General features: G+C 64.5%; 24 protein-coding genes. 13 read left to right on the forward strand and 11 right to left on the reverse strand.

Annotated elements, in window-relative coordinates; translation table 11 throughout:
• Position 1 precedes the first annotated feature (1 nt).
• Positions 2-970 carry a 4-hydroxy-3-methylbut-2-enyl diphosphate reductase gene (gene ispH, locus L6637_RS18500; protein ID WP_237863205.1) on the reverse strand — a complete coding sequence of 323 codons (969 nt, stop codon included), beginning with the start codon at positions 968-970 and terminating at the stop codon, positions 2-4.
• Positions 971-1,226: 256 nt separating this feature from the next.
• Between ispH and L6637_RS18505 the strand changes: the two genes are divergently transcribed.
• Complete coding sequence (locus L6637_RS18505; protein WP_128949643.1) at positions 1,227-1,922, forward strand: DUF1013 domain-containing protein; 696 nt, start codon at positions 1,227-1,229, stop codon at positions 1,920-1,922.
• A gap of 87 nt (positions 1,923-2,009) precedes the next feature.
• Here L6637_RS18505 and L6637_RS18510 read toward each other — a convergent pair whose 3' ends face one another.
• From L6637_RS18510 to L6637_RS18530, 5 genes are all read right to left on the reverse strand, one after another.
• Entirely contained in the window at positions 2,010-2,756 is a 747-nt protein-coding gene (locus L6637_RS18510) for an OmpW/AlkL family protein (RefSeq protein WP_237863206.1), read from the reverse strand.
• A gap of 179 nt (positions 2,757-2,935) precedes the next feature.
• Positions 2,936-3,205 carry a hypothetical protein gene (locus tag L6637_RS18515; protein ID WP_237863207.1) on the reverse strand — a complete coding sequence of 90 codons (270 nt, stop codon included), beginning with the start codon at positions 3,203-3,205 and terminating at the stop codon, positions 2,936-2,938.
• Positions 3,206-3,379: 174 nt separating this feature from the next.
• Positions 3,380-5,290: a propionyl-CoA synthetase gene (locus tag L6637_RS18520; RefSeq protein WP_237863208.1), complete on the reverse strand. Its 1,911-nt coding sequence runs from the start codon at positions 5,288-5,290 to the stop codon at positions 3,380-3,382.
• A 185-nt stretch (positions 5,291-5,475) separates the two neighbouring features.
• A complete protein-coding gene (locus tag L6637_RS18525) occupies positions 5,476-6,858 on the reverse strand; it encodes a tetratricopeptide repeat protein (protein ID WP_237863209.1) in 1,383 nt (460 codons plus the stop codon).
• Positions 6,859-6,989: 131 nt separating this feature from the next.
• The gene (locus L6637_RS18530) at positions 6,990-7,754 is read right to left on the reverse strand and encodes a tetratricopeptide repeat protein (RefSeq protein ID WP_237863210.1); all 765 of its coding nucleotides are present in this window, start codon (positions 7,752-7,754) and stop codon (positions 6,990-6,992) included.
• Between the two features lie 69 nt (positions 7,755-7,823).
• On the opposite strand from L6637_RS18530, the gene L6637_RS18535 reads away from it, so the two are divergent.
• The gene (locus L6637_RS18535) at positions 7,824-9,401 is read left to right on the forward strand and encodes a cation:proton antiporter (RefSeq protein WP_237863211.1); all 1,578 of its coding nucleotides are present in this window, start codon (positions 7,824-7,826) and stop codon (positions 9,399-9,401) included.
• A gap of 154 nt (positions 9,402-9,555) precedes the next feature.
• Here the strand turns inward: L6637_RS18535 and L6637_RS18540 are convergent, their stop codons facing one another.
• Both L6637_RS18540 and L6637_RS18545 read right to left on the reverse strand, forming a co-directional pair.
• Positions 9,556-10,362, reverse strand: coding sequence for an SDR family NAD(P)-dependent oxidoreductase (locus L6637_RS18540; RefSeq protein ID WP_237863212.1), 807 nt, complete (start codon positions 10,360-10,362; stop codon positions 9,556-9,558).
• A gap of 71 nt (positions 10,363-10,433) precedes the next feature.
• Positions 10,434-10,913, reverse strand: a complete 480-nt coding sequence (locus L6637_RS18545) for a hypothetical protein (RefSeq protein WP_237863213.1) — start codon at positions 10,911-10,913, stop codon at positions 10,434-10,436.
• Positions 10,914-11,106: 193 nt separating this feature from the next.
• On the opposite strand from L6637_RS18545, the gene L6637_RS18550 reads away from it, so the two are divergent.
• The gene (locus tag L6637_RS18550) at positions 11,107-11,409 is read left to right on the forward strand and encodes a hypothetical protein (RefSeq protein WP_237863355.1); all 303 of its coding nucleotides are present in this window, start codon (positions 11,107-11,109) and stop codon (positions 11,407-11,409) included.
• A 170-nt stretch (positions 11,410-11,579) separates the two neighbouring features.
• Here L6637_RS18550 and L6637_RS18555 read toward each other — a convergent pair whose 3' ends face one another.
• Both L6637_RS18555 and L6637_RS18560 read right to left on the reverse strand, forming a co-directional pair.
• Positions 11,580-12,794, reverse strand: a complete 1,215-nt coding sequence (locus L6637_RS18555) for a hypothetical protein (protein WP_237863214.1) — start codon at positions 12,792-12,794, stop codon at positions 11,580-11,582.
• A 53-nt stretch (positions 12,795-12,847) separates the two neighbouring features.
• Positions 12,848-13,474 (reverse strand): NUDIX hydrolase, encoded by a 627-nt coding sequence (locus tag L6637_RS18560; RefSeq protein ID WP_237863215.1) that lies wholly within the window; start codon positions 13,472-13,474, stop codon positions 12,848-12,850.
• A gap of 72 nt (positions 13,475-13,546) precedes the next feature.
• Here L6637_RS18560 and L6637_RS18565 point away from each other — a divergent pair, with 72 nt between their 5' ends.
• From L6637_RS18565 to L6637_RS18595, 7 genes are all read left to right on the forward strand, one after another.
• Positions 13,547-13,975: a PaaI family thioesterase gene (locus L6637_RS18565; protein ID WP_237863216.1), complete on the forward strand. Its 429-nt coding sequence runs from the start codon at positions 13,547-13,549 to the stop codon at positions 13,973-13,975.
• A gap of 154 nt (positions 13,976-14,129) precedes the next feature.
• On the forward strand, positions 14,130-15,140 hold the full coding sequence (locus L6637_RS18570) for an aldo/keto reductase (protein WP_237863217.1): 1,011 nt from the start codon (positions 14,130-14,132) through the stop codon (positions 15,138-15,140).
• A gap of 16 nt (positions 15,141-15,156) precedes the next feature.
• Positions 15,157-16,470: a tetratricopeptide repeat protein gene (locus tag L6637_RS18575; protein ID WP_237863218.1), complete on the forward strand. Its 1,314-nt coding sequence runs from the start codon at positions 15,157-15,159 to the stop codon at positions 16,468-16,470.
• A 32-nt stretch (positions 16,471-16,502) separates the two neighbouring features.
• A complete protein-coding gene (locus L6637_RS18580) occupies positions 16,503-17,321 on the forward strand; it encodes a CoA transferase subunit A (protein ID WP_237863219.1) in 819 nt (272 codons plus the stop codon).
• Positions 17,321-18,064, forward strand: a complete 744-nt coding sequence (locus L6637_RS18585) for a CoA transferase (RefSeq protein ID WP_237863220.1) — start codon at positions 17,321-17,323, stop codon at positions 18,062-18,064. Before L6637_RS18580 ends, L6637_RS18585 begins: the two co-directional genes overlap by 1 nt.
• 225 nt (positions 18,065-18,289) lie before the next feature.
• Positions 18,290-18,868, forward strand: a complete 579-nt coding sequence (locus L6637_RS18590; protein WP_237863221.1) for a hypothetical protein — start codon at positions 18,290-18,292, stop codon at positions 18,866-18,868.
• Positions 18,869-19,012: 144 nt separating this feature from the next.
• Entirely contained in the window at positions 19,013-20,866 is a 1,854-nt protein-coding gene (locus L6637_RS18595; RefSeq protein ID WP_237863222.1) for a sensor histidine kinase, read from the forward strand.
• A gap of 5 nt (positions 20,867-20,871) precedes the next feature.
• On the opposite strand, the gene L6637_RS18600 is transcribed toward L6637_RS18595, so the two are convergent.
• The gene (locus L6637_RS18600) at positions 20,872-22,470 is read right to left on the reverse strand and encodes an oleate hydratase (protein WP_271607957.1); all 1,599 of its coding nucleotides are present in this window, start codon (positions 22,468-22,470) and stop codon (positions 20,872-20,874) included.
• 152 nt (positions 22,471-22,622) lie between these two features.
• On the opposite strand from L6637_RS18600, the gene L6637_RS18605 reads away from it, so the two are divergent.
• The 3 genes from L6637_RS18605 (at position 22,623) to L6637_RS18615 (ending at position 24,049) form a co-directional block, all read left to right on the forward strand.
• Positions 22,623-22,970: a DUF3088 domain-containing protein gene (locus L6637_RS18605; protein WP_237863224.1), complete on the forward strand. Its 348-nt coding sequence runs from the start codon at positions 22,623-22,625 to the stop codon at positions 22,968-22,970.
• A gap of 84 nt (positions 22,971-23,054) precedes the next feature.
• Positions 23,055-23,630: a cysteine hydrolase family protein gene (locus tag L6637_RS18610; RefSeq protein WP_237863225.1), complete on the forward strand. Its 576-nt coding sequence runs from the start codon at positions 23,055-23,057 to the stop codon at positions 23,628-23,630.
• Positions 23,631-23,743: 113 nt separating this feature from the next.
• Positions 23,744-24,049 (forward strand): hypothetical protein, encoded by a 306-nt coding sequence (locus tag L6637_RS18615; protein ID WP_237863226.1) that lies wholly within the window; start codon positions 23,744-23,746, stop codon positions 24,047-24,049.
• The last annotated feature ends 18 nt before the right edge of the window (positions 24,050-24,067 follow it).

Raw genomic sequence — 24,067 nt, forward strand, 5'->3', positions numbered from 1 at the left:
ACTACTCGGCGGCAGCTTCGGGGCGCACCTGACGCGGCAGCGGGAAGAACTCGTTCTCTTCCGCAGCCGAGACCGTCTCCACATGCAGCGTGTAGCGCTCGGCGAACGCGTCCATGATCTCCTCGACGATCACTTCCGGCGCCGACGCGCCCGCGGTGATGCCGAGGCTTCCGATGTTGCCGAACCTGGTCCAGTCGATGTCGGCGGCGCGCTGCGCCAGCACGGCGATCTTGCAGCCCTCGCGCTCGGCGACCTCGCGCAGGCGCTGCGAGTTCGACGAGTTCGGCGCGCCGACGACGATCAAGGCATCAACCACCGGCGCCACCTTCTTCACCGCGAGCTGGCGGTTGGTGGTGGCGTAGCAGATGTCTTCCTTGTGCGGGCCGTTGATGTTCGGGAAGCGCTCTTTCAGCAGCGCCACGATCTCCGCGGTGTCGTCGATCGACAGCGTCGTCTGGGTCACGAAGGCCAGGTTGTTGGGGTCCTTCGGATTGATGGTCTTGGCGTCCTCGGCGGTCTCGATCAGGGTGACGGCGCCGACCGGCAGCTGGCCGAGTGTGCCGACGACTTCAGGATGATGCGAGTGGCCGATCAGGAATATCTCGCGGCCGCGCTTGAAGTGGATCGCGGCCTCGCGGTGGACCTTGGTCACCAGCGGGCAGGTCGCATCCAGCGAGAACAGATTGCGTGACGTGGCATCGGCGGGAACCGACTTCGGCACGCCATGGGCCGAGAACACCACCGGCGCGGTGGTGTTTTCCGGGATCTCCGCCAGTTCCTCGACGAAGATCGCGCCCTTCTTCTTCAACCCGTCGACGACATATTTATTGTGCACAATCTCGTGGCGAACATAGACGGGGGCGCCATACTTATCGAGCGCCCGTTCCACGGTGTCGATCGCCCGGACCACCCCGGCGCAGAAGCCACGGGGAGAACAAAGCACGATCTTGAGGTCTGGTTTGGCTGACATTGAGCGATCTCGGGACCGAATCACCCGGCAATATGGGCGGAAAACGGTCGATGGATGGATTAGGGCTAAAGCTTAAGGGCTTATGGCGGCTTGAGAGGGAATTGGGCCCCCTTTCGAGCGCTGTCAAGGCACTATCTATAGCAGAACCATTGCGTGGCTACCCCCTCCGGGCTTATATAGCGCGAATTCCCTGTCATCGCTGATGACCACCGGTTTCGCCTCCTGAGGGGTGGGCGAAGCACAAAGGAGATTTGCCATGAGCAACGCACCTCTGATGCCCAAGGCGACCGCCGTCTGGCTGCTCGACAACACCGCGCTGACCTTCGACCAGGTCGCCGATTTCACCAAGATGCATCCCCTCGAGGTGCGCGCGATTGCCGACGGGGACGCCGCCCAGGGCATCAAGGGCATGGACCCGATTTCCAACGGACAGCTGACCCGCGAGGAGATCGAGAAGGGCGAGAAGAACCAGGACTATCGGCTCCGTCTGCAGGAGAGCAAGGTCGTGCTGCCGCCCCAGCCCAAGCGCAAGGGCCCGCGCTACACCCCGGTGTCGCGCCGCCACGAGCGTCCCAGCGCCATCCTCTGGCTGCTTCGCAGCCATCCCGAGCTCAAGGACGCCCAGGTCATGCGCCTGGTCGGCACCACCAAGAGCACGATCGCCAGCGTGCGCGACCGCACGCACTGGAACACCTCGCAGCTGACCCCGATCGACCCGGTGACCCTCGGCCTTTGCTCGCAGATCGAGCTCGATTTCGAAGTGGCGCGCGCGGCCAAGGAAAAGCCGATCGACGCAAACTACGGCGGCGCCACCCTGCTGCCGGCCTCCGAGACCACCAAGAAGGACGAGTACGAGCCGTCGGAGAAGTCGAGCGACGACCTCAACGTCGACGCCGTGTTCGCCAAGCTCAAGACCCTCGGCGGCAAGAAGCACGAGGAAGAGGAAGAGTAAGGCTCCGCTCTCCATCGTTCGTCATTGAAACGCAAAACGCGGCGGGCCAACCCGCCGCGTTTTGTTTGTCTCGCGACTGCCGCGTCGTCAGAATTTATAGGTGACACCGCCGCCGACCAGCCACGGATCGATATGCGCGGTGCCGGTGACCGGCAGGCCGCTCACGGTGGCCGAATAGTCCGGGCGCAGCCAGAGCTTCTTGACGTCGACGTTCAAGCCCCAGTGGCGATCGAGCATATAGTCGAAGCCGAACTGGACCGCGCCGCCCCAGGCGTTGCTGACGTGCAGGCCCGTGGTGGTCGCAACGATCGCGGGCGGCCCGACGATCGCGGCGGCCGTGTTGGAGGCGGAGGTGTTGAAGAACACCGTATAGTTCACGCCGGCGCCGATATAGGGCTTGAACGCGCCAAAATTATCAAAGTGATACTGCAGCGTCAGCGTCGGTGGCAGCAACGTGGTCTTGCCTACAGGCAGGTTGGCAAGCGAGCCGGTGCCGCTGATCGAATGCCTGGTGACGCCGAGGATCAGCTCGGCCGCGATGTTCTTGGTAAAGAAATAGCTGATGTCGAGCTCGGGCACCGCCTGGTTGCTGATCGAGAGGCCGGAATTCGGCGACGACAGCGTGGGCACGCCCGCGACATTGACGGTCGAGCCACCCGCATCCGGCAATACGCCGAGCACGCGCAAGCGCACCATCCACGGATTGAAGTTTTCAGCCGCCGGCGGCGCTTTCGTATAGACCGGCAAGTCGGCGGCCTGCGCTCCGGCAATGGTCCCCGCGACCATAGCGCCAAACGTCGCAAGCCGCGCCAGGTTTCTTATTGTTCTCTGCATTGTCATTCCCCTTCAGCCATGTCGTGCGTCGTTGCGCGACGTCAGCGTCAGAGCAGAAAGGGAGTGATGAAGGATTTGATGCCGATCAAATCAGGACGGACGCGACACGATTTGGCCGCGGCGTTGCAGATGTGTCACGAGGAACGCGACACTCGCTCGGGATAATTCCGCGGCCAGAGTCAGGGCCGGTCCGGATGGTTCAGCATGTATTCGCCGAGATCGCGCTGACGGCGGTCGGAACGGGCAAGTGCGGCATTGCGCTGGACGTCGCGGTCCTTGCGGCAAGCCACATATTCCGGCGAGCCGACCGCGAGGCCGCGGCTCTGGCACACCGCGTCATCGTCGTCACTCCCCATTGCCGTCGGCGTCTGGTAACGCCCAGCGCAGGCTGAGAGAGCGATGGCGAGGCCCACGGCGATGAGCAGCCGCGGCGCGGTGGCGAGTGACATGGGAGGCCCCCTGTTGGCTGGCCCTGTTTAGCGCGGAATGAGGAGATTGTAAGTCAGCAAACATCGTCATTCCGGGGTGGTCCGCAGGACCGAACCCGGAATCTCGAGATCCTCAGGTGCGCAATTGCGCACCATAGTTCGGTCCTGCGGACCGCCCCGGGATGACGCTTCGCGTCACACCCTCCCCTTCAGCGCCGCCCCGATCTCGTCCAGCACCTTGGGGTCCTCGATCGTCGCCGGCATGGTCCAGGCCTCGCCGTCGGCGATCTTCTTGATGGTGCCGCGCAGGATCTTGCCCGAGCGCGTCTTGGGCAGGCGGCCGACCGTGATGGCAAGTTTGAAGGCGGCGACCGGACCGAGCTTGTCGCGCACCAGCGCGATGATTTCCTTTTCGATCTCGCTCGGAGAGCGTTTCACGCCGGCCTTCAGCACCAGGAAGCCGCAGGGCACCTCGCCCTTGATCGCATCCTTGACGCCGAGCACGGCACATTCGGCGACATCGGGATGCGAGGCCAGGATCTCCTCCATGCCGCCGGTTGAGAGGCGGTGTCCGGCAACATTGATGATGTCGTCGGTGCGCCCCATGACGAAGACATAGCCGTCCTCGTCCTTGTAACCGGCATCCGACGTTTTGTAGTAGCCGGGGAATTCGTTCAGGTAGGCTTCCTTGAACCGCTCATCCTGATTCCACAGCGTCGGCAGGCAGCCCGGCGGCATCGGCAGTTTGATCACGATCGAGCCCATGGTGTTCGCAGGCACCGGCTTCGCGGCCTCATCCACCACATCGACCTGGTAGCCCGGCATCGGCACCGTCGGCGAGCCGTGCTTCACCGGCAATTGCCCGAGTCCGACCGGATTGCCGGCGATGCACCAGCCGGTTTCGGTCTGCCACCAATGGTCGATGACAGGCACCTTGAGCTGCTGCTCCGCCCATTCCACCGTCGGCGGATCGGCCCGCTCGCCGGCGAGGAACAGCGTGCGGAATTTGGAGAGGTCATATTGCCGGATGAACTTTCCGTCCGGATCCTCTTTGCGGATGGCGCGGAACGCGGTTGGCGCGGTGAACAGCGCGACCGCCTTGTGCTCGCTGATGACGCGCCAGAACGCACCGGCATCGGGCGTGCCGACCGGCTTGCCCTCATACATGATCGAGGTCGCGCCATGCAGCAGCGGGCCGTAGACGATGTAGCTGTGGCCGACGACCCAGCCGATGTCTGAGCCGCACCACCAGACCTCGCCCGGCTTGACGCCATAGAGGTTGAACATCGACCATTTCACCGCGACCAGATGCCCGCCATTGTCGCGCACGACACCTTTGGGGATGCCTGTCGTGCCAGACGTGTAGAGAATGTAGAGCGGATCAGTGGCAGCGACCGGCACGCAAGGCGCCTTCTTGCCGTCGTTCATCGCCTTGCGGCGCAGGCTCGCCCAATCATAATCGCGCTTCGGCGTGAGGTCGCATGTCAGCTGCGGACGCTGCAGCACGATGCAGGCCTTTGGCTTCGCGGACGCCAGCTTGATCGCCTCATCCAGCAGCGGCTTGTATTGCACGATGCGGCCGGGCTCGATGCCGCAGCTCGCGGAGAGAATGAGCTTTGGCTGCGCATCGTCGATCCGGGTCGCGAGTTCCTTCGCGGCAAAGCCGCCGAACACCACCGAATGCACGGCGCCGATGCGCGCGCAGGCGAGCATCGCGACCACGGCCTCCGGCACCATCGGCATATAGAGGATGACGCGGTCGCCCTTGGCGACGCCAAAATCCTGCATGATGGCGGCGAGCGTCTGCACCTCGGCCAGCAATTCGGCGTAAGTGAATTTGGTGACGGTATCAGTCAGCGGCGAATCATGGATCAGCGCGACCTGGTCGGCGCGGCCACGTTCGACATGGCGGTCGAGCGCGTTGTAGCAGGTATTGACGACACCGCCGTTGAACCAGCGGCCGTAGACGCCTTGCGAGGGATCGAAGATTGTCTTCGGCGGCTCGATCCAGTCGATCTCCTTGGCCGCCTCGGCCCAAAAGCCCTCGGGATCGGCCAGCGAGCGCGCATGGACCTCGTGATATCTGCTCTTTCCCTGGACATTCATTCCCGGCGCTCCCGTTCCGTTTATTGGCCTCATCTTGACCTGACGCCTGGACGTCAGTCCCGCCATGACCGGGATCAAGTGCCGACCTTGTTTGAGGGGTATTTTCCCGGGAACGGGCCGCGGTTCAAGCTGAAAAGGGAGGTGTATAGCCTCCCTCTCCTCGTTCTTAGGGTGGAGACGCGAACCTAGCCTTCCATCGCATTCAACCGCTGCAGCCGGTCCTGCATGACCTTCTTCAGATCGTAGCCGGGGCGGCGGAAGCTGGCGTCGCGGGTGGCGAGGAACTCGTGCTGGGATTTGCGCAGGTCGGCGGCCGCGCGCCGGTTCATCGATTTCAGCACGCGCTCATAGGCCTCGGCGAGCTGGCGGTCGAGCGCGCCCAATTGCGGATCGGCGCAGATCACCTTCTCCACCTCGCGTTTGGCATAGGTGCAATCGAACGACGGGCCGTTGCCGGAATTCGCGGCCAGCGGGCTCGGGGCCTCGGCGCCGAACCTGGCGATCTCCGCCATCATGGCGCGGCGACCGTCTGCGGCGTTGGTGTTGCCGGGATCGAGCCGCAGCGCGGTCTCGTAATCGGCCAGCGCCTTCTTGCGCTCGCCCATCTTCGAGTAGAGCACGGCGCGGTTGTTGTAGGTCTTCGCGAAGTCAGGATCGAGTTTCAGCGCGGCCTCGTAGTCGCTGAGCGCCGCACCGAACTCACCCTTGTACTGGTAGGAATCGCCGCGGTTGGTGAAGAAGTTCGCCCGCGGCGCCAGCCGCAGCGCCTGGTCGTAATCGGCAATCGCCTTGTCGTAGTCTTTCATCGCGGCATAGGTGAGCCCGCGATTGTCGTAATATTCAGGCACTTTCGGATCGAGCCTGATCGCCTCGTTGTCGTCGGCGACGGACTTGTCGAGCTGGCCGAGCTTCTGGTAGGCCGCGCTGCGATTGGTGTAGCTGCGCGCCCGGTTCGGATCGAGCCGCAGCGCCTCGCTGAGATCGGCAACCGCCTTGTCGTTGTCGCCATTGAGATAGTGGGTCGCGCCGCGGTCGGACCAGGCCTGTGCATAATCCGGCTTCAACTTGATGGCCTGGTCGTAATCGGCGATCGCGCGATCGTAACGGTGCTGATTGGTGTAGGCGATGCCGCGCTGCTCATAGGCTTCGGCATCTTTCGGATCGAGCTCGATTGCCTTGCTGAGATCGGACGTGGCGCGATTGAGATCGCCGCCCGCTTCGCGCAACAGATTGCCACGCAGCCGCCAGGCCCGAGCATTCTTGCCGTCGAGCGCGATGGCGCGGTCGATGTCCCGCAGCGCCTGCGTGAGGCCGCCTGAGGTCTGCACATTTGCGTCGGCCCGCACCAGCAGCGCCGCGACGCGGTCGGAATTCGGATTCGAGGTCTGGTCGATGATGGCGCTGCACGCGGAGAGGATTTCGGCGGGAGCGGCCCTGCTGTCCATCACGCAATCGGCGGCGGATGCCGGGGCGGCGATAGCGAGGCTGATCGCCGCGCCGAGAAGGAAGGCGCGCAGCCGGCTATTTGCAATCGGGAATGTTTGCGCGGAAGAACGCGGGCCGCACATGGCGATAACTCCGTGACATCAGGTTTTCCCGTTGTCGCGGCGGGCCAAGATTCGGTTCAAGTTGCAGTCCGTTAGGGACGGATCGCCGCCCAGTCTCCCTCGCCCCGCTTGCGGGGAGAGGCAAAGAAGCCTCAATACCCGTCCACCCCGTTCAGCTTTTGCAGCCGGTCCTGCATCGCCTTCTTCAGATCAAAGCCTGACCGGCCAAACCCGGCGTTGCGGCGGGCGATGAAGTCGTCCTGCTCGCGCTGAAGCTTCTTCGCCTCGCCCTCGTTGCGCGCCTCGCGGATCACGCGCGCATTGGCGGCATAGACCTCGCGATCGAGATCCGCGAGTTCGCGATTGGCGCAGATCGCCTTCTCGACGGGACGGCGCGCGCCGGCACAATTGAAGCTGGGCTTGCCGGCCACCGCCATCTGGGCACCGATCCGCTCGAGCTCGCGCGCGATGGCCTTGTGATTAGCCTTGGCCTTTTCGTGGTTCGGATCGATCCGCAGCGCTGCGCCGAAGTCCTGCACCGCCTTGGGCTTGTCACCCTTCTTCAGCCAGAGCTCGCCACGCGCGTTGAGGACGTCGGCCAGCGTCGGATCGAGCAGCAGAGCGCGGCTGTCGTCGGCAATGGCGCGGTCGATCTGGTCATGCCGCGCATGAAGCGCGCCGCGCGCGACCAGCGCCTTGACCAAATCGGGCTTGGCCGTCTTCTCGTTGTCGATGACGGCGGCGCAGGCCGGGCCAGCCTTGTCCATGTCATCGCCAGCGGCCGCAGTGAGGCACGCCGCGACGTCGATCTGCGCGACGGCGGCCGGCTCGCCGCCGGTCGCGGCATGGGCCGCACCGGGCAGGACCGCCGAAAGCGCAAGGGCTGCTGACATCTGAATGAGTTTTTGAAAACGCATGCTCGTCGTTGTCGAAAGGCTTGCCTCGAGGCCGCACTATCCATCATACGGCCGGATTGGTGCTAGCTTGTGGCGCCGCTCGCATCGGTTTCGGGGATCGTCGTGTCGACATTCGAATGGATCATCGCGCTTCTGCTCGGCGCCGTTGCCTTATCGGCGCTGGCGCGGCGGATCAAGGTCCCCTATCCGACCTTTCTCGCCATCGGCGGCGCACTGATTGCCTTCGTGCCGAACAGCCCATCCTGGACGCTCGATCCAGGCCTGGCATTGGCCCTTTTTGTCGCACCGGTGCTGCTGGATGCGGCATTCGATACGTCGCTGCGCGACCTGCGCAAGAACTGGGTTCCGGTCTCGACCCTTGTCGTGGCCGCAGTCGGCCTGACCACGGTGGGCGTGGCCTATGTCGCGCATCGGCTCTTCCCCGACATGCCCTGGGCCGCCGCCGTGGCGCTCGGCGCCATCGTGGCGCCGCCGGATGCCGCGGCTGCCGTCGCGATCCTGAGCCAGGTGAAGCTGCCCTATCGCATGGTCAAGGTGCTCGAGGGCGAGAGCCTGCTCAACGACGCGAGCGCGCTGCTGATCTATCGCATCGCGGTCGGCGCCGTCGTCATGGAGCACCTGAAATGGAGCAAGGTCGCGCCGACGATCGCGCTCGGACTGGTCGGCAGCGTGCTGGCCGGCCTAGTTGCGGGGCGCATCATCCCGCCGATCATGGAGCGGGTGCGAGAGGTGCCGAGCGCGATCATCGTGCAGTTCGCCACCACCTTCCTGATCTGGATCGGAGCGGAGCATCTCGGCCTCTCCGGCATCCTCACCATCGTGGTCTATGCCATCACCATTGCGCAATCGGCGCCGGCGCGCATACCGGCGCGGCTGCGGGTGCCGTCCTACGCGGTGTGGGAGACGACGGTGTTCGTCCTCAACGTGCTCGCCTTCATGCTGATCGGCATGCAGATGCGGCCGATCTGGGCGAAGCTGGATACAGACGTGCGCTGGGAATATTGCGTGGCCGCGGCGTGGATCCTGGCTACCGTCATCCTGGTCCGGCTGCTCTGGATCACGTTCTACCGCACCACGTTGCGCCTGTTGATCGCAAATGGGATCTATCACCCGAAGGATCCGAAACAGGTCGCTTCGCCCAAAGGCGGCCTCATCATCGCCTGGTGCGGCATGCGAGGCCTCGTCACGCTCGCTACCGCCTTCGCGCTGCCGGAAAATTTCCCCTATCGCGACTTCATCGTCTTCATCGCCTTCGCAGTGGTGCTGGGCTCGTTGGTGGTCCAGGGCCTGACGCTGCGGCCGCTGATTCTTGCCTTCGGCCTCAAGGACGACGATCCTGTTGGCATCGAGGTCGCGCGCGCCCGCGCCATCGCCTATCGCGCCGCGCTCGATGCGATCGAGGACGATCCCTCGGAAGAGGCTGAAATCCTCAGGCTCGAATACCGCGCCATCCTGATGCAGGCCGATGACGATCCTCGTGGCGGCATCCCCAACGGCGAACTGCCCGCCGATCCCCTGCGCCGCCGCGCCATCGAGGCCGCGCGCAAATCGATCTTCCACCTCCGCACAACGGAAGTAATCGGGGATGATGCGTTTCACCGGCTCGAGGAGGAGCTCGATCGCGCGGAGTTGAGCGCTGGGGGATGATGTGATCCGTCACCCTGAGGTGGCCGCTTCTTCAGCGGCCCTCGAAGGGCGACGGCCCGGCTGCATCGTGGCCGTTCATCCTTCGAGGCTCGGCACCCCGCGCGTTGCGCGGAGTAACTCGCACCTCGGGATGACGGATCTGGAGCGGTGCTAATTAAGCCCCCGCCTTGCAGGTGATTCCGCCGTCGACCACGAGCTCGATGCCCGTCACATATTTCGACTCGTCCGACGCCAGAAACAGCGCGGCATTGGCGACGTCGAACGCGTCGCCCATGTGGCCCATCGGCACCTGCGCATCGCGGGCGCGCCACATCGCTTCGACATCGCCCTTGGCGTAGCTGTTGGCGAGGCCGGCGGAATGCTCCACCATCGGCGTCTTCATCAGGCCGGGCAGGATCGCGTTCACCCGCACATGATGCTTCGCGAACTCGATCGCGGTGGTGCGCGTCATCTGGTTCATCGCCGCCTTCGAAGTGCCGTAGGTGACGTAGGAGATGCCCATGTGGCGGATCGAGGCGATCGAGGAGATGTTGATGATCGAGCCGCCGCCCTGCTTCACCATGACCGGAATGACGTGCTTCATGGCGAAATAGGCGCTCTTGAGATTGACGGAGAAGACGCGGTCCCAGCTCTCCTCGGTGACCTCGACCACGCTGCCCATCTCGGCAATGCCGACATTGTTGTCGAGCACGTCGATGCGGCCATAGGCCTTCAGGCACGCGGCGACCATCGCCTCGATCTCGGCCGGCCGCGAGACGTCCGCCGTGAACGCGGTCGCCTTGCCGCCTTCGCCGGCGATGATCTTCGCAGTCTCCTCGGCGGCAGCGCCGTTACGATCGACGCAAAACACCTGCGCGCCCTCGCGCGCAAAGGTCACCGCGGTCGCCTTGCCATTGCCCCAGCCGGGCCCGATCGAGCCGGCGCCCACCACCATCGCAACCTTGCCCTTGAGCCGGTCCATCGCGCGTTCTCCCTGATTGTTATTCTTGTAGCGCGCCTTGCCGTTACTGGCAGGCCGTCACTGGCAAGTGCTTACTGGAACGTCATGTCCAGGCACTTGGAGATGTCGGAACCGAGGCCCGAGGAGATGGTGATGCAGCCGCGGATCTTCTGCGCGGTCATGTCGGCCGCCCAGATCGAATAGCCGCCGGGGCCGAAGAACGAGTTGGTGTTCGGCGGCTCGGTCTCGGTCGCGTCGAAATCATAGTGACCGTCGGCCTCGAAGATGCGCGGCCGCTTGGTGCAGCCGCCGTCGGTCTGGACGTTGATGACCTCCTTGTTGTCGCGGGTCAGCGCCAGCGAGACCTGGCAGCGGAAATATTCCGAGGTCCTGGTATTGAAGAGATAGGTGTAGGACTTGCAGGTCGCGGTGTTGAGCTTGCCCGGGGCAAGGCCACGGCTGCACGAAATCCGCTGGTTGTGGCTGAGCTGGTAGTCATCGGCCCGGGCCGCCGGCGCAAGTGCCGTCAGCGACGTCATGGCAATCCAGCAAATTTTTACGACGTGACGCATTCGAATCATCCCCACCAATATCTTTGTCGTGTTGCGTTCTAGACCGAAAGCGGAACATAGTCGCGAGGGGACGAAGGGAAAATCACAAACTGCTGGTCAAGACGTGATGCGCTGCGGCGTCATCGCGGATTGACCCGGACGCATCGTTCGTGATTTGTTCAAACGGGCACCCCGACAATGGGGAGGATGGATGATGGCATTTTCAATCAAGACATTTGCAATCGCAGCCGTGCTGGGCGCGTTCGCCGCCCCCGCTCTCGCGCAAAACGCGGCAACGCCGTGGGAGCTGAAGCCGGACACCGGCTATGCCTATGACAAGGAAGGCAAGACCTTTTCCTACAAGATGGGCACCAGCAATGCCGGCGAGCTGTTGAAGGGCGCCAAGAAGGTGCCGAAGGGCACGCTGTTCTTCATCGGCCAGAACGGCCAGCTCTACATGCGCAGCGGGCAATATCTGGAAGGCGACGGCAGGTTCAAGTTCGGGCCGGACCAGTAGGGGGCTAAAGTGGCGGGCAACGGCGTCGTCACACTCTCGGTGTCATCACCCGCGAAAGCGGGTGATCCAGTATTCCAGAGACCGTTGTGATCGAATCGAGAGGCCGCGGCGTACTGGATGCCCCGGTCAAGCCGGGGCATGACAGAAGGGAATGCGGCAGGCCCGTCGTCCTAGAACGCCGCCGCCAGCTCCCTTGCGCCGGGTTTGCTGCTGTTCGAGTCCATCCGGTCATCCGTCACCGCCAGCAGCTTCGCCACCGTGTTGTGGCGGATCGCGACCGGATTGCGTTCGTAGCCGCTGCGCTGGAAGAAGTTCGAGGTCGGCACCTGCTCGCGCATCGCCTGCGGCATCGTCACCATGTCGAGGCCGGTACCGTCGCCGGTGAGGTTCATCATCTCGAGCTCGGCGGCGGTGAGCGGACGGGTGTAGCCCTTGGCGCGGGCGAACAGCACCGAGGTCAACAGCTTGTGGGTTTGCAGCATCGGCCCGATGTCGACGTCCAGCACCATCGCATGCATGGCCCAGCCCTGCGCGCTGTCGCCGATCTTCTCGTGCTCCGACCAGGAGTCCGGCACCGACTTCGCATGCGCCACCATCTTCCTGAGAACGGTGAGCTTGTGCTCGAGCGCCTGACGCGCCGGACCTGAGGTGCGCGCCACCTTGTCGGACAGTGCGCGGATCAACTCGTGGCCCTGCTCGGCCAGGAGCTCGACGCTGTTGGTGGTGAGCAGCTGATTGTAGCCCATCGCGGTCGAGATCGCGCGCTTGCCGCCATGTTCGATGCCGGCCTGCACGTCGTAATTGCCGGTGCCGCCGGTCTCGAAGGAATAGACCCGCACCGCCTGCTCCCGCGTCAGCCCCGAGGCGAGTGCGTAGCGCGCATAGGCGCGCTTGAACTCGACCTCGTTCGTCGGCCGCTGCGGTGTGAATTGATAGAGATCCTGCGCGGCGCGCAGCAGATCGGAGGCCACCGGCAATGGCTTGCGGGGCGGACGCTCCGGTGTTTCCTCCGGCTCCGGGTTCACCGGTCGCTTCGGCCCGGTATAAACCGGCGGCTGCTCCAGCACGTAATCGTCGAGCGTGATCTGCTGCCCGCTGCGCCGCTTGGCGTTGCGGCCCTTTCGCTTCTCCGAGACCTGGCTCCAATAGGCGCCGGCCTCCTGGTCGAAGGCACCCCTGATAGCCTGATACTCAGCGAGCTTGCGGCGATATTCGAGCACGGCCGGCGAGGCACCGCCTTGCGCGAAAAACTGCGACAGGAGCTGGGCGTTGGCATTGCTGACGGCCGGCGGCAGCGCGTCGGACTCACCGCCACGCGCGGCGGGGACGAGCAGAACGAGCGCGAGTGGAACCAGCGCCAGATGTGTTCGAATCGAATGATGCATGCTGCCCTCTTAGCAGGCATCCGGTAACCGTCACGTTAACGCGCCGTTTACCATCATTTCCAGGCGAAAACCGGCTGTTCCAGGTCGGTGACGCGGGTCTGCCGCCCTGCCAGGACCTCGCGGAACTGGTAGATCAGCGCCGCTGTCGGCGCGTGGATCAGGCTCATCTGGTGGTGGAAGCGAATCACACGGCGGCTGCTTTCGGGAATCGCGGTGAAGTCGAAGGCGTCGTCACGCTCGATCGTGTCGAGCGCGATGCGATGGACGGAGGCGACCTCGTCCGGGTTCGGCGTGAGCGCAGCGCTCTCAGTGGCCCACACCACGACCGGTGTGATCAGATAGCCGGAGCGCGTCGGATAATCGTCGAGCAGGCCGAGGACGGCATCGGGTGGAAGCCTGAGCGCAAGCTCTTCGTCGAGCTCGCGCAGCGCCGCCTCGACCGGCGTCTCGCCGGCATCGCAGCGGCCGCCGGGTAATGCCCATTGACCGCGGTGCGAGCGCAAACTCGATGCGCGCCTCGTCAGAAGAAATGCCGTGTCGTCGCCGTCACTGGATGCGGTCAACGCCAGCACTACGGCGGCGCGCTTCAGCGCCGAAGGCTCGGCCACATCAGGCAGCCGCGCAAAGGACGCGCAGGCGGCTGCGATATTCCGTCTGGTGGCATCGCTGAAAGTTCTCATGATGCTTGACTACACCAGGACCGCATCTGATGAAACGAGAAGAGATCATGCGTTGCAGGGATGGACGGAGCGATGACGAGCAAGGCCGCAGCAAAGCTCAAATCAGATGGCTGGACCATCCTGGAGACCACGGGCTTCATGCACCTCGTCGGCCCCCTGTGGGAGCGTAAGGTCGACGGCCGACACGAGTTCGCACTCGCCACCGAAGACAAGCATCACAACCGCCGCGGCATGGTGCAGGGAGGCGTGATGATGACGTTCGCGGACCGCACCTGCGGCATGACCGCCCGCTATGTCTCCGGCAAGGACTACATGGCGACGGTTCAGCTCGATACCCATTTCGTCGAGGCCGGCCAGATCGGCGACATCCTGATCTCCCGCCCCCGCGTGGTGCGCTCGACCCGGAGCCTGATCTTCATGAGCACCGAGGTGACCGTGGACGAACGCTGCGTCGTGATGGCCAATGGCGTGTTCAAGATCTTGAAGGGGCCGGCGGCATAGCCAGGCTGCCACGACTGTCACCCCGTCATTGCGAGCGCAGCGAAGCAATCCAGCATCCCTCTGCGGACGCATCTCTGGATTGCTTCGCTGCGCTCGCAATGACGGGCGTAGCTGGCTATGGTGCCTCACAACAGGAGCATCGAGGAAACAGCCCATGCAATACCGCCAACTCGGCCGCTCTGGCCTGAAAGTATCGCCGATCTGCCTGGGCACCATGATGTTCGGCGGGCCGACGGATGAGGCGGCATCAACGCGGATCATCGCGAAAGCGCATGACGCCGGCATCAATTTCATCGACACCGCGGACGCCTATTCGAAAGGCGGCTCCGAAGAGGTCGTGGGACGCGCGATCGGCAACACCAGGCACGCCTGGGTACTCGCGACGAAACTCGCCAATCCTATGGGCGACGATCCCAATCGCGTCGGGCTGTCGCGGCGCTGGGTGTTGCAGGCAGCCGAGGAGAGCCTGAAGCGCCTCGGCACCGACCACATCGACATCTATTATCTGCACAAGGAAGACCATGCGACGCCGCTGGAGGAGACGGTGCGCGCGATGGGCGATCTGATCCGATCAGGCAAGATCCGCTATTTCGGCGTTTCCAACTACCGCGCCTGGCGCGTCGCCGAGATCTGCAACATCTGCGACCGGCTTGGCATCGACCGTCCCGTGGTCAGCCAGCCCTATTACAATGCGATGAACCGCATGCCCGAGGTCGAGCATTTTCCGGCCTGCTCTTTTTACGGCCTCGGCATCGTGCCCTATAGCCCGCTGGCGCGCGGCGTGCTCACCGGCAAGTACAAGCCCGACGCCGCTCCGGACAAGGACACGCGCGCCGGCCGCAACGACACCAGGATGATGCAGACCGAGTGGCGCCCGGAGTCCCTGCAGCTCGCGCAGGAGATCAAGGTTCACGCCGAGAAGAACGGCATCACCGCCGGCCAGTTCGCGGTGGCCTGGGTGCTCAACTCCGCGTTCGTCTCGTCGATCGTCGCAGGCCCGCGCACCGAGGAGCAGTGGGACGGCTACATCAGCGCGCTCGACTATCGCGTCACCGCCGAGGACGAGGCTTTGATCGACCGGCTCGTGGTGCCGGGCCACCCGTCGACGCCGGGCTACAACGACCCGGCCTATCCGATCGAAGGACGTCGCGCGCGGACGGCTTGAGCTTTCGGAGACAACGATGCCGCTTGAGGACCGCTACGGCCTGCCGCTCTCCACCACCTCCGACGATGCGGCGTCGGCCTATCGCGAAGGCGTCGATCTCATGCTCGCGGGGTGGACCGGCACGGCGGAAGCGCTGGAGCGCGCGATCGTTGCCGATCCGGATTTGGCGCTCGCCCACATCGCACGTGCCCGCGTGCATGCGTTCTACCAGCAGGGCGATCTCGCCCGGCAAAAGGCGGCGGCCGCGCGCGAGCTCGTCGCCATCAGCGGCACGGAACGCGAGCGCTCGCATGTCGAGACGCTGGCGCTAGCGATCGAGGGCCGGTTGCCCGACGCGATCGCCGCGATGCGCAAACATGTCGACGCATGGCCGCGCGATGCCGTGGTGCTGTCGCTGCCGCTCGGTGCGTTCGGCCTGTTCGCCTTCTCCGGCATGGCCGATCATGACCGCGCGCGGCACGAGCTGTGCGAGCGCGTCGCGCATCACTATGGCGAGGACTGGTGGTTTCTCACCATGTCCGGCTGGGCGATGACGGAGAATGGCGACGTCGCGCGCGGCCGGAAAGTTACCGAGCGCGGCTTTGACCTCCGCCGGGCCAACGCCCATGCCGCGCACGCTGTGCTGCACGCGATGTTCGAGGACGGCTCGATCGAGGACGCCGATCGTCTCGTCGAGGAGTGGATACCGACCTATGGCCGCGAGGGCATTCTGCACGGCCATATCCTCTGGCATCAGGCCCTCGGCGCGCTCGAGCACGGCGACGCGACGCGGGCGCTGCAAATCTATGCCGACGTGCTGCAGCCCTCCGCCACGCAAGCGCCGCCGCTCAACGTGATCACCGACAGCGCCTCGCTGCTCTGGCGCCTGTCGGCCTACGGCCATGCCGTACCGAAGGGGCTCTGGGCCGAGGCCGACGCCGCCGCGCAAAAGCTCTTCCCGAAATCCGGCCTGCCCTTCGCCGACGTCCACATGGCGCTGTTTGCAGCCGCAACGCAAAACCGCGAGGCGCTTGCGGCGCGCCTTGCCGTGATCGAGCAGCGGCTGACCGATGGCAAGTTGCCGGCCGGTCCCGTGGTGCCCGCGATTTGCCGAGCACTCGCGGCCTTTGCGGATGAGAACTACGCCGCCTGCGTGCGCGAGCTTGCACCGGTCCTTAACGAGGTCGTCCGCATCGGCGGCAGCCACGCGCAGCGCGAGTTGATCGAGGACACGTTCCTCGTCGCCCTGATGCGCGGCGGCGAGCTGCCGCGCGCCCGCAACCTCCTCGACACCCGCCTGCACCGCCGCCCCTCCTTGCGCGATACGCGCTGGCAGACGGCGATGGCTTGAGGCAGGATGGAGAAAACCGGCTGGAGGACGCCATGACCGAGATCGTTGGGCTGGAGGCGCTGGCCGCGCGCGTTGGGCCCGGCCAATCGCTGGCCATTCCTGTCGATGGCTCGGGCGTGGCAATGGCCGCGACCGCGGCGATACTCGAAACAGGCATAAGCGACCTCAAGCTGATCTGCGTGCCGATCTCGGGCCTGCAGGCCGATCTCCTGATCGGCGCAGGCTGCGTCGCCTCGCTGGAGACCAGCGCGGTGTCGCTGGGCGAGGCCGGCGGCGCGCCGCGCTTCACCGCCGGCGTCAAGAGCGGCGCCTTCACGATGCGCGACTCCACCTGCCCCGCGATCTATGCCGGCCTGCTCGCCGCGCAGAAAGGCGTGCCGTTCATGCCGATCGCCGGCATCATCGGCAGCGATCTGCTCAACGTGCGGCCGGACTGGCAGGTGATCGACAGCCCCGTCGGCGAGGCGCGCAAGGTCGTCGTGGTGCCCGCGATCTCACCCGATGTCGCGCTGTTTCACGCGCCCGAGGCCGACCGCGCCGGCAATGTCCGCATCGGCCGGCATCGCGAGCTCGCCGACCTCGCTTATGCCGCAAAGCGCACGCTGGTCACCGTGGAGCGCATCGTCGATCGCAATCTGCTCGAGAGCGAAGACTCCGCCGCCGGCGTGTTGCCCTCGCTCTATGTCGACGCCATCGCAGTCGCCGAGCGCGGCGCCTGGCCGCTGGCGCTGTGGGACGAATATCCGGCAGACGAGGCCGAGATCGCGCGCTACGCGGCGATGGCGCGCAGCGAGGACGGCTTTCGCGCTTACCTCTCGGCGTTCCTGACCCATCGCAAGCAGGTGGCCTGATGTCGGCCGATCGCGAGCGGCGCGAGATCCTGATTGCCACCATTGCCGATCTGCTCGACGGCATCCGACACGTTGCGGTCGGCGCGTCGTCGCCGATCCCCGCGGCCGGCGCCATGCTGCTGCGCGCCCGCAACGAGCTCTGTGGCAAGCCGCCGGTGCGCATCTCGATTCTGGGATCGCAAGCGCACAACTTCTTCACCAATGGCGGGATCGAGCTGTTCGACTGTGCGGCCCAGGGCCGCGTCGATGCCTTCTTCCTGGGCGGTGGCCAGATCGACGGCCAGGGCAACATCAACCTGGTCGGCACCGGAGACTATCCCACAAGCCACGTGCGCTGGCCCGGCTCGTTCGGCTCGGCCTATCTCTATCATCTCATTCCGCGCGTGATCCTGTTTCGCGAGGAGCATTCCCCGCGGGTTTTCGTGCCCAAGGTCGATTTCGTCAGTGCCCGCGCGATCACACCGGAGGTGCCGCGGCGCGGCGGCCCCTACGCACTGCTGACCAACATGGCGCTGTTCGACTTCGACCGCGAGGCGGGCGGCTTCGCACTTCGCTCCGTGCACCCGCCCTTCACCCCGGCCGATATCATGGAGAACACGGGCTTTGCCTATCGGGAGCCGGAGGTGGTGTGCGAAACGAAGCGGCCGGATGCCGCCACGCTGGCGCTGCTGCGGGGGCGGATTTTCGACGAGCTGGCCGAAACTTACCCGGCCTTTGCGCGGACCATGATGCGGGCCGCGTGACACCTCTCCCTCGCCGCCACGAAAAAAACATCGGCCTGGCGACAAGTGCCTGCTAGAGCGGGTTGGGGCGATCGGGGCGAATCGCCGATGGGTGGCGCGGTGGTATTCCAGACGGGCTTGGTCGAACACTTGGTCGGGCAAACCGGATCGCAACCAATTTGCGATTCGATGGTTAGTGGACGGAACTCTCGCCCGTCCATGGCCCCCTGGCACATGAGCCCGACGATGCGCCTGCCCCGACCGGTTCTGGCTGCAATCCTCGTCTTTCTCGCAAGCCCTTGTTTTGCCGAGTCTTCCACGGCGATTTCGGTGAACAATCCGCCGGCCCAGCGAAATTCGCTTGTCGACATGCTGGCGCTGATGTCCGGCCACTGCAAGACGCTGAAGGTCGCCGGTCGTCCCTTTGCCTGCAAGACCGTGGCCTTCGCCCATGACGACAAGGGCCGGGTCAATTTCGCCGTTGCCGTCGACGACCCCAGTGACGAGAACCACGTCGTGTCGTTTTCCGGCGAGAACGGCAAGCGGGCCGACGACAATTCTTACGAGTTGCCGATCGACCGCATGCTGCTCAACTCCAAGAGCCGGCCAAGGGTCGACGGCCTTCCGGTACCGGCAGAGCAGACCTCCAGGGGCGTCTGCCGCCAGACCGGCAATTTCGCCGCCAGGAAGGTGAACGACGTCACTTGCTCGGCGACCGACAATGAGGGCCGGACATATGAGCTGCTGTTCGTCTCTGACGGTAAGCCGGTGAGCGTGCGCCGCATCAGGCAGTCGTCGCATTCGATCCAGGACCCGTTCAAGTAGCAGCGGCCCCTCGTCACGCCGCTTGTTCATCGAGCCTCGACACGCATCCTGTCGTTGAAACTCCGCTTTAGGCGGGTATGCTTCTTTCGTGCATCCTCAGGAGGAGGCCCGATTGCAACCCGAGGCGGGGCCGAGCGTCCAGCAATGCGTATCATCACCGGGCTTGCGCGCATTCTCATCGTCCTTCTGTCCGCCTGCCTGTCACGTGAATGCGCCGCCGACGGCCCCCGACAGCGCTCCATCCTGGTGCTGGAAGAGGCCGATTTCCGCTCGCCGTTCTACTCCGAAATCTTTGACGGCATCCGCGCCGTCGCGAAACAGAACGGCAATATCGACACGGTGATCTACGGCGAAAGCCTCGATCTCCCCCGCTTCCCGGGACCGGATTACGAAGAGAGTCTCGTCGACCACCTCAAGACCAAATATGCGCGCCGACCGATCGACGTCGTCGTGTCGATCGGCGTCGCGTCGGCAAAGTTTCTCCAGAAGCGGAAGCAGGACATCTGGCCGGCCGCACTCGTCGTGTACGGCCTCGTGCCCGATCTGCCGGAGGTGCGCGCGGTGTTCCTGCCCAACACCACCGCCGTTTTTTCAAGAGTGAAGCCGACCCATCTCCTGACCGCAGCGCGCGCCGTCGTTCCCAACCTGACCCGTGTCGTCCTTGTCGGCAGCGCCTGGTCGAATCCGCTGGTCTATGGACACTGGAAGCAGGATTTCGCGGCTGCGATGCCCGGTCTCGAGGTTACCGATCTCTCGGGCACTGTGCTGCGCGAAGTGCGCAAGCAGGTCGCCAACCTGCCCGAAGGCTCCGCGATCCTGACTTCGGCCATGTATTCCGACGGCGAAGGCACCTACTATTCCCCGGCCGCCGCGCTCACGCGCATTGCCGAAAGCACGAACCGGCCGATCATCATCACATCCGATACGCTGCTCGGAAAGGCGGGCGTGGGCGGCTTCCTGCTGCTACCCGACATCATCGGACGAGAGGCCGGCGCTGTCGCGATGCGAATTCTCGATGGTGAAGCGCCGGCGAGCATCCCGCCCTTCAACGGAAACAACGTCAAGCCGATCTTCGACTGGCGAGAGCTCAAACGCTGGAATGTCGACGAATCCAATCTGCCTGCGGGCAGCGAGGTGCGCTTCCGCGTACCGAGCTTCTGGGAACAGTATTACTGGCACACCATGATCGTCACGGGCGTGCTGCTGACGCAGGCGCTGATGATCACCATTCTGCTGCGCGAGCGCCGCCTACGTTTCCTAGCGGAAGTCGAGGCACGTCAACGCATGTCGGAGCTCGCCCACATGAACCGCCGCGCCACCGCCGGCGAGATGTCCGCCTCGATCGCACACGAGCTGAGCCAGCCGCTTGCCGCGATCCTGCTCAATGCCGAGACGGCCGGGCAGATGCTGCAGGACTCCGCTCCCGACCTCGGCGAAATCAGCGACATGCTGGAGCACATTCGCCGCGACGATCAACGGGCCAGCGAGGTCATCGGCCGGCTGCGTACGTTTCTGAAGCGAGACCCTACCGAACGGCGCGAGATCGACCTCAATGCGACCGTTGATGAGGTGTTTCGCTTTCTCTCCGTGCAAGCGCTGACCCACGATGTCGGGCTCACGACGGAGCCGTCATCGGCCGGCATCCGCGTCAAAGCCGACCGGGTCCAGCTCCAGCAGGTCATCCTGAACCTGGTCGTGAACGGCATGGATGCGGTGGCGCATCTTCCGGCAGACCGGCGCCGCGTCGTCGGTCGAACAAGCCTCGCCGAGGGCAATCATGCCGTCGTCTCCATCGCCGATTCGGGCGACGGCATCCTTGCCGAAAAGGTAACCGAGATCTTCAAGCCGTTCTTCACGACCAAGGCGCAAGGCATGGGCATCGGTCTGTCGATCGCCCGCACCATCGTCGAGGCGCATGGCGGCCGCATCTGGGCCGAGAATGCACCGTCAGGCGGCGCGGTCTTTCACGTCAGCCTGCCACTGGTCGCGTCGGGATAGTTCGATCACGCGAACGCCTTCTCCAGCGTCGCGAAGATCACGGCGAGCGACTTGTCATGGCGGGTCACGGCTGGAATCGGGCGGTCGATCTTCATCAGTTGATAAACCGCCATCTGCGCCGCGCGCACCGAATATTCGACGGTGAAGACGACATCGTCGGGAATCTCGACGAACTGACTGACGAAAGCGAGGTTCACCGAATTTTTCGGTACCGGCAGCGGCCGGTCGGTCACGTGCCGCGGCATGAACATGCTGGTGATGTAGGGCATGCGGCAGGGAATGCAGATCGCGTCCTCGAATATTGCGCGGTCGAAATTCAGATGACCGCAGAGCTCTTTCAGGATGTCGGCGCCACCGCAATCCGACATCGGCTTGGCGACGAAATTGCCGATGCGATCGGGATGCAGTGCATAGCCCCAGAACACCTGGACGTTCTTGGGCTGACCGAGGAAATGGGGCTGATGGTAGAGCACGACCGACATCAGCCAGCTGGAATCCTTGAAGGTCACAAGCCCGCCGGTACCGGCCCTGTTGCCGGAGAAGGCTCCCATCTGGTCGAAGAAGCGCGGGTCGCGGCAGGTCCCGGTGAAGGACAGCCAATAGGATTCGGGGATCGAGGTGTTGAACGCCGAGGGATTACCGAATTCGGGACGTCCTTTGGCGATCGTCTCCCAGAGCGCCCAGCCCTGGCTGTCATTCTTCGTCAGGCATGGCGCGGGCTCGGCCATGGTGCCGAGGCTCGAGGCATCCGTCATCGAGCCGTTCTGGAAGAACACGAGGTCGCCGTCCTCAAGGCGGACATTGGCGGCGCGGCCATCACGGTCCAGCACGAGCTGGCGCACCCGCAGCTTCTCGCCATTGGGCTCGAACATCATGTCGGTGACGCGCGTCCCCCGCACGAATTGCACGCCCTGCCGCTTCAGCCAATCCTCGAGCGGCCGCACGATCGCGTCATACTGATTGTAGACCGTGCGCTTGACGCCGGCGAGCGTCTCGATGCGCGGGAACTCGTTCATGAAGCGGTGGAGATAGCGCTTCAGCTCGACCGCACTGTGCCAGGGCTGGAAGGCAAAGGTGGTCTGCCACATGTACCAGAAATTGGATTCGAAGAATCCCGGCGACAGCCAGTCGGTGATGCGGCTGCTCCCGAGCGTCGCCTCCGACGCTTCGGTGAGGCGCAACAACTCGAGCCGGTCGCCGGCGGTGAAGCCCATATGCGAGACGTCGATCTTGAAGCGGTTGCGGTCGACCAGCCGCGCGCGCGAATGCGCCGGGTTCTCCTCGTTGAAGGCGACGGTTTCGTCGCGCACGCTGTGGCCCGGTCGTTCGAGCGAGGGAATGTCCGACAGCAGGTCCCAGGTGCATTCGTAATGGTCGGTGGTAAGCATGCGGCCGCCACGCAGCGAATAGGCGCCATTCGGAAGCAGCGCACCGTCGAGGCTGCCTCCGACCAACGGCTGCGCCTCGTACATCAGGATGTCGCGCCCCGACAAATTCGCGTCGCGAATCAGGAACGCCGCGCCTGCGAGCGATCCGATGCCACCGCCGATGAAATACGCCTTCATGCCTTGCCTCGATTGCAGTCCGATTGATCGGCGCGACATTGCATCCGATAGCGACGAGGAAAGTTGCGCTGGATCAAGCGCGGCGGAGGGCGCACTTCAAATCGAAGTGAGCGCTCGCACCTTGCGGTCCGCGAGCCGGTCGTGGCATGGAGTCCTCCCGCGACGGCCTCGATTCCCTTTCGGAGCGCTCCATGACGCGTGACCGCCTGTTTTTGCTGCGCCAGGGGTTCGAAGACCCTGCCCTTCCCGGCCGCCGCTTCTTTTGCTGGCACTGCGCGCTGATCGAGGGCCTGCTCACCTCGTTTCCGGCACTGGCCGAAAAGCTCGACGTCGAGCGCATCGCGTGGCCGAAGCCTCGGCAGGACGTGATCGCACTGATCGGTGAAGACAATCAGTGGCTGCCGCTGCTCGTGCTCGCAGACGGGACCACGTCGCCGCATCAGACCGGCAGCCATCAGGGGCGCGCCTTCATCAACGACAAGGATGCCATCATTGCCGCGCTGTCGGAGCGCCACGGCTTTCCCGAGCCGCACCCGTGAGGCCGTCCCGAAACGAGGGATAATCGGCATTGCCTGAGCTGGCGAACGCCTCGCATAGTCCGCAAAACTGCGGAATCTGTCGCCATGCCCCATCCCCTCCCCGCTCTCATCGTTGTCGACGTCCAGCGCGCATTCGACGAATGGGAGGCCGCGGGCAAGCGGCGCAACAATCCGGATGCGGTGGCGCGCATCGTTGATCTGCTCGCGGCGTTCCGGGCCAGCGGCGCGCCGATCTTCCATATCCGCCACGAAGGCACCAAGCCGAACTCGACGTTCCTGCCCTCGCGTTCCGGCTACACCGTCAAGGAGGAAGCGCGCGAGCAGGGCGGCGAGCCCGTGATCGTCAAGCGCGTCAACAGCGCCTTTATCGGCACCGACCTCGAGACGCGCCTGCGCGCAGACGACATCTCAACGCTCGTGATCTGCGGTGCCACCACCAATCATTGCGTGGAGACGACGACACGCATGGCCGGAAATCTCGACTTCGATGCGCAGCTCGTGCGCGATGCCACCTGGACATTCGATCGCGTCGGCCCCGATGGCGAGACGCATTCGGCCGAGGACATCCACGCGATGACGCTGTCGAATCTGAACGGCGAATTTGCCCGCATCGTGACCGCAAGCGAAGTGATCGCCTCGCTCGCAGCGGTGCGACAATAAATCTCAGCGCGATTTCGCGGCGGCGATCGCGTGCGTCGTTTCGACGCCCGCTCTCACCGGAACGCGAATAGAGCCCATCTGTTGTCACTCGATATCTCAACTGGAGTGATGACATGAAGTATCTCTTTGTCGCGATGGCTATCGGCGCTGCTGCGCTCACCGCGACGGCAGCCAACGCGGCCGGCAGCGGCAAGGCCAGGTCGAATGCGCAAGTTGGCCGATCGACCGACATCAGCGCGCAGCACAGACATGGCCATCACGGCTATCGCCAACATCATTGGCGTCCGCATCATCACGGCTATTATCGGCCGCACCATCGCAGCTATGGTTACTATCCCCGCCACCATGGCGGCCCCTACGGCTATTACGGCGGCCGCGGTCCCGGCGTGACGTTCAGCTATGGCGGCAGTCGCTGGTGACACGACAGGCCCGCAGAG

It is taken from the genome of Bradyrhizobium zhengyangense (assembly GCF_022012435.1).
GTDB lineage: Bacteria > Pseudomonadota > Alphaproteobacteria > Rhizobiales > Xanthobacteraceae > Bradyrhizobium > Bradyrhizobium zhengyangense.

Excerpts from the sequence above, each read along its gene's own strand:
- ispH (WP_237863205.1), bottom strand. The coding sequence starts at position 970 with ATGTCAGCCAAACCAGACCTCAAGATCGTGCTTTGTTCTCCCCGTGGC.
- L6637_RS18505 (WP_128949643.1), top strand. The coding sequence starts at position 1,227 with ATGAGCAACGCACCTCTGATGCCCAAGGCGACCGCCGTCTGGCTGCTC.
- L6637_RS18510 (WP_237863206.1), bottom strand. The coding sequence starts at position 2,756 with ATGCAGAGAACAATAAGAAACCTGGCGCGGCTTGCGACGTTTGGCGCT.
- L6637_RS18515 (WP_237863207.1), bottom strand. The coding sequence starts at position 3,205 with ATGTCACTCGCCACCGCGCCGCGGCTGCTCATCGCCGTGGGCCTCGCC.
- L6637_RS18520 (WP_237863208.1), bottom strand. The coding sequence starts at position 5,290 with ATGAATGTCCAGGGAAAGAGCAGATATCACGAGGTCCATGCGCGCTCG.
- L6637_RS18525 (WP_237863209.1), bottom strand. The coding sequence starts at position 6,858 with ATGTGCGGCCCGCGTTCTTCCGCGCAAACATTCCCGATTGCAAATAGC.
- L6637_RS18530 (WP_237863210.1), bottom strand. The coding sequence starts at position 7,754 with ATGCGTTTTCAAAAACTCATTCAGATGTCAGCAGCCCTTGCGCTTTCG.
- L6637_RS18540 (WP_237863212.1), bottom strand. The coding sequence starts at position 10,362 with ATGGACCGGCTCAAGGGCAAGGTTGCGATGGTGGTGGGCGCCGGCTCG.
- L6637_RS18545 (WP_237863213.1), bottom strand. The coding sequence starts at position 10,913 with ATGCGTCACGTCGTAAAAATTTGCTGGATTGCCATGACGTCGCTGACG.
- L6637_RS18550 (WP_237863355.1), top strand. The coding sequence starts at position 11,107 with ATGGCATTTTCAATCAAGACATTTGCAATCGCAGCCGTGCTGGGCGCG.
- L6637_RS18555 (WP_237863214.1), bottom strand. The coding sequence starts at position 12,794 with ATGCATCATTCGATTCGAACACATCTGGCGCTGGTTCCACTCGCGCTC.
- L6637_RS18560 (WP_237863215.1), bottom strand. The coding sequence starts at position 13,474 with ATGAGAACTTTCAGCGATGCCACCAGACGGAATATCGCAGCCGCCTGC.
- L6637_RS18565 (WP_237863216.1), top strand. The coding sequence starts at position 13,547 with ATGACGAGCAAGGCCGCAGCAAAGCTCAAATCAGATGGCTGGACCATC.
- L6637_RS18570 (WP_237863217.1), top strand. The coding sequence starts at position 14,130 with ATGCAATACCGCCAACTCGGCCGCTCTGGCCTGAAAGTATCGCCGATC.
- L6637_RS18575 (WP_237863218.1), top strand. The coding sequence starts at position 15,157 with ATGCCGCTTGAGGACCGCTACGGCCTGCCGCTCTCCACCACCTCCGAC.
- L6637_RS18580 (WP_237863219.1), top strand. The coding sequence starts at position 16,503 with ATGACCGAGATCGTTGGGCTGGAGGCGCTGGCCGCGCGCGTTGGGCCC.
- L6637_RS18585 (WP_237863220.1), top strand. The coding sequence starts at position 17,321 with ATGTCGGCCGATCGCGAGCGGCGCGAGATCCTGATTGCCACCATTGCC.
- L6637_RS18590 (WP_237863221.1), top strand. The coding sequence starts at position 18,290 with ATGCGCCTGCCCCGACCGGTTCTGGCTGCAATCCTCGTCTTTCTCGCA.
- L6637_RS18595 (WP_237863222.1), top strand. The coding sequence starts at position 19,013 with ATGCGTATCATCACCGGGCTTGCGCGCATTCTCATCGTCCTTCTGTCC.
- L6637_RS18600 (WP_271607957.1), bottom strand. The coding sequence starts at position 22,470 with ATGTCGCGCCGATCAATCGGACTGCAATCGAGGCAAGGCATGAAGGCG.
- L6637_RS18605 (WP_237863224.1), top strand. The coding sequence starts at position 22,623 with ATGACGCGTGACCGCCTGTTTTTGCTGCGCCAGGGGTTCGAAGACCCT.
- L6637_RS18610 (WP_237863225.1), top strand. The coding sequence starts at position 23,055 with ATGCCCCATCCCCTCCCCGCTCTCATCGTTGTCGACGTCCAGCGCGCA.
- L6637_RS18615 (WP_237863226.1), top strand. The coding sequence starts at position 23,744 with ATGAAGTATCTCTTTGTCGCGATGGCTATCGGCGCTGCTGCGCTCACC.